The organism is Actinomycetota bacterium (assembly GCA_030774015.1).
Taxonomy (GTDB): domain Bacteria; phylum Actinomycetota; class UBA4738; order UBA4738; family JACQTL01; genus JALYLZ01.
Map to the genome: position 1 here is coordinate 1 of JALYLZ010000040.1, position 3,214 is coordinate 3,214.

A 3,214-nucleotide genomic window follows, 5' to 3' on the forward strand; every position below is an offset into this window, starting at 1 on the left:
ACGACTACGTCCGGTGGTTCGCACCAATCTGGACGGGCGTCCCTGGGCAGGTGAGGCGAGACCACCCGGCCCCGTATCCGGCGGAGGTGCCGCGCCGCCTCATCCGGATGTTCAGCTTCGCCGGCGATACCGTGCTCGATCCCTTCGCCGGAACGGGGACCACTGCCCTCGCCGCGATGGAGACCGGCCGGAACTCGATCTCGGTCGAGGTCGAGCCCGCCTACGTTGACCTTGCCGAGCGGCGATTTCCCGCGGCAGGGCTGGGAGCCCGGGTGGAGGTTGTTCGAGCTCAGGCCGGGAGTGCGAACGGGCTAGATGCCACTTCGCCCTCTCCCTTCGGTGTCAAGGCACAGGCATGACGCCGACGCGGACTCCAACCTGCGAGTGCATCCCTGGAGGGACTCCCTCACGCCGGCGAAAGGTCGCCCGGACCCCGCCACGTAATCTTCTTGCCCTTGGGCATCAGTCCGCGCCGTCTCGCCTCTCGCAACCACCGGTGCACCGTCGAGGTCGGGACCCCCACCTCGGTGGCGAGGGCCTCGGCGGGCCCAGACGTCTCCAGGGCCTTGACGTGGTAATGGTTGACCACGTCCGCGTAGAACCTGTCCGGCCTCTTGCCCGTGCCGGCCGGCACCTTCAACGGGGGAAGTCTGATCGTGATCGGACCGATCCTGCCCTCACCGAGCTTGAGCTTCCCCGGGTCCGGGGCGTTCTCCGGGCCCGTCCCCCCGGCGGCGATCGAGGCCCGGAGGCGACGGGAGATGTGGGACGCGTTCACCACGGTCTCCAGCCTGCCCAGTGGCAGCCGGCGCAGGTCGGCCGCGCCGAGGTCGCTCAGGTACAGGTCGGCGATCTGGATCCGCTCGCCCTCCGGGGCGGAGAACCGGATCCGCACCGTGCCACGGATGCCATCGTCCAGATACAGCGTCCATCCCCCCCGGGCGATGAGGAGCAGTCCTCCCCCCTTCAGCACGTAGACGGTGCCCAAGACTTCCGAAGGCATCGCGCCACGATAGCATCGGCCCCGTCCGCCATTCGCAGGTGCATCCCTTGACCGTCCAGGGCGAAGGGCGGTACCGTCTGCCCATGCGGTCAACGGCTGCATCGATGAATGGCAGACGGAGCTCGTCGAGCGGGTCAGGCCGACCCGGCTCCCCCGGCCCGGCGCCCGTCGGCGGATCAGGCGGCGGGCGGGCCTCAGCCTCCGGGAGGTCGCCGCAGCCCCGGGGGTCCGTCCGATGACCGTGCTCAGGCGGGAACGGGGTCAGGCTCCCCGACCCGGGCACGCCTCCGCGTACCGGCGCCTCCTCGACGCCCTGGAAGCGGAGCGCCGGTGACCGAGTCCGAGGTGGCCCGCCACCGGGACCCGAAGCCACCAGACAGTGCGAGCCGAGCGGCAGCGAGGTCCTTCCTAGGAGCAGCCGGCGTCGGGCCGTGGCCGTTGCTCGCCGGGCGCGCCCTTGACGGCCTCATCGACTCGCCCCAACTCGTCAGGGCCGTGAGGGGCGTTCCAGAGGAGTTCGTGCGCTTGTTCTTCATCCGCTTCCCCGGGCAGTGGCCGAAAGGGGTCCCCCTCCCCGACGCGGTCGCCGGGTCAAGGATCGCTGAGCGCCTGGCCTGGCGGTGCGTCGACGCCCTCCGCCCGTTCCAGCAGCACGTGAAGAAGAGGCCGGGAGCCCGTGACTCGGCGGGAGCAGTTGCCCTGCTCCCGGTAGAACTCATCCAACGGGGACGCCATCCCACCGCCGATGGGATGAGGGAGGGAGCCGAGCGCCTGCTGGGCCAGGGCGAGGCTGCCGTGGTGGGGGCGGACCGGCTGATGGCCCTGGAGGGAGATGGCTCAGGGCAAGGGGACCGCGACCCCTTCGGTGTGGTCGCGCTGCTGGGGCGGCTCGGCTATCTGGTCGAGCCCGACCCCAGGATGTCTTCCCGCCAGGAGCAGACCCTGGTCCTCTTCAGGGCAGGGGAGGGGAAGCCCGGACCCCTGAGTCCGCTCGGCCGAGACGTGGCGACCCTCGGGGGCGTGGTCTTGAGGGCACTCAGCGAGCAAGACGCCCGGGACGCCCTGGAGTCTTCGGCCTGGGCCCTGGTGGTGACGGTGGCCGGCATCCCGGCGTCCGAGCTGGCCCGGGCCGAGGCCAGGGTCCGGTGGCTCCTCGCCACAGGCCGGTCAGGCTCCGGGCTTGGGGCCCGCCTGGGCCGGCTCGACGAGGGGAAGAGGCGCCGGCTTGCCGAGACCCTCGCGGGCCTGGTCCCTCGGACGTTCGCCACCTCGGGTCCCGCCCTCGAAGCGATGGTCAGGGCGTGGGGCCTGCTTGGCTTCTCTTCCGACGACGCGTACATGGCGCTCCACGATCGTGCTCTGGGGCGCCCGATCACCCCTCGGTCGGGGCCCGAGACAGCGGGGTTAGACCGCGGCCGGATCGCAGCGACCAGGCGGGAGACCGAGGCCGCGAGCTCCCTCCTGGCCCGCCACCTGGCCGAGGAGGAGGAGGCGCCTCCTCCTCGTTCTCCCGGGGGGCTCGATCCATCCCACGCCGCTTTCCTCACCGACCTGGCGGTCCGACCTCGGTGGCGGGCCGAGGAGCTGGAGGCCCTCGCCGCCGGTCACGGCCTCATGCCCCAGGCGGCCCTCGACCGCATCAACGAGGCCGCCTTGGAGGCCTGGGGAGAGCCGCTGATGGAAGGGGAGGACCCCCTCGACGTCCATCCACGAGCGAAGGAGTTGACCTGAGGTGACCGAGATCGCGGAACGCGCAGTGGAACGAGAGCCCGTTCGCCCGAGGGAGCGCGACGCTATCATCGCGGCCCTTCGCGTAGGGGAGGTCCCCGCCACAGGCCTGCACCACCTGGTGGTGGGGCGGGGGTCCGAGCTGGAGGCGCTCGCCTCGGATCTCGACGCCGTGGCCCGGGGCGGGGCGAGGTGCCGGGCGGTGGTCGGCCCGAACGGCGCGGGCAAGACGTTCCTGCTCGCCGTCCTCCACCGGGCCGCCCTCGCCAAGAACCTGGTGGCGACCCGGGTGGACCTGACCCCCTCTCACCGCCTGCACAGCACCGGGGGCCACGCCCAGGCCCTGTACCGGGCCATCACGGCCGGGCTCGCCACCAGGGTCCGCCCCGAGGGGGGCGCCCTGCCGGCGGTGCTGGAGCGGGTGGTGAGCGCCGTGGTGGCGAAGGCCGTGGAGGAGGGACGGGGGCCCGACCGGGCCCTCCG

4 protein-coding genes are annotated in these 3,214 nt (G+C 72.2%); 3 read left to right on the plus strand and 1 reads right to left on the minus strand.

The genetic code is table 11. The features are described 5' to 3' along the window. The first annotated feature begins 86 nt into the window (after positions 1-86). Positions 87-359 carry a site-specific DNA-methyltransferase gene (locus M3Q23_03720; protein ID MDP9341220.1) on the plus strand — a complete coding sequence of 91 codons (273 nt, stop codon included), beginning with the start codon at positions 87-89 and terminating at the stop codon, positions 357-359. 47 nt (positions 360-406) lie between these two features. On the opposite strand, the gene M3Q23_03725 is transcribed toward M3Q23_03720, so the two are convergent. Further along, entirely contained in the window at positions 407-1,003 is a 597-nt protein-coding gene (locus M3Q23_03725; protein ID MDP9341221.1) for a hypothetical protein, read from the minus strand. Between the two features lie 495 nt (positions 1,004-1,498). On the opposite strand from M3Q23_03725, the gene M3Q23_03730 reads away from it, so the two are divergent. After that, entirely contained in the window at positions 1,499-2,734 is a 1,236-nt protein-coding gene (locus M3Q23_03730) for a hypothetical protein (protein ID MDP9341222.1), read from the plus strand. Position 2,735: 1 nt separating this feature from the next. Next, positions 2,736-3,214, plus strand: a 479-nt coding sequence (locus M3Q23_03735) for an ATP-binding protein (protein ID MDP9341223.1), incomplete at its 3' end; no start/stop codon positions are given.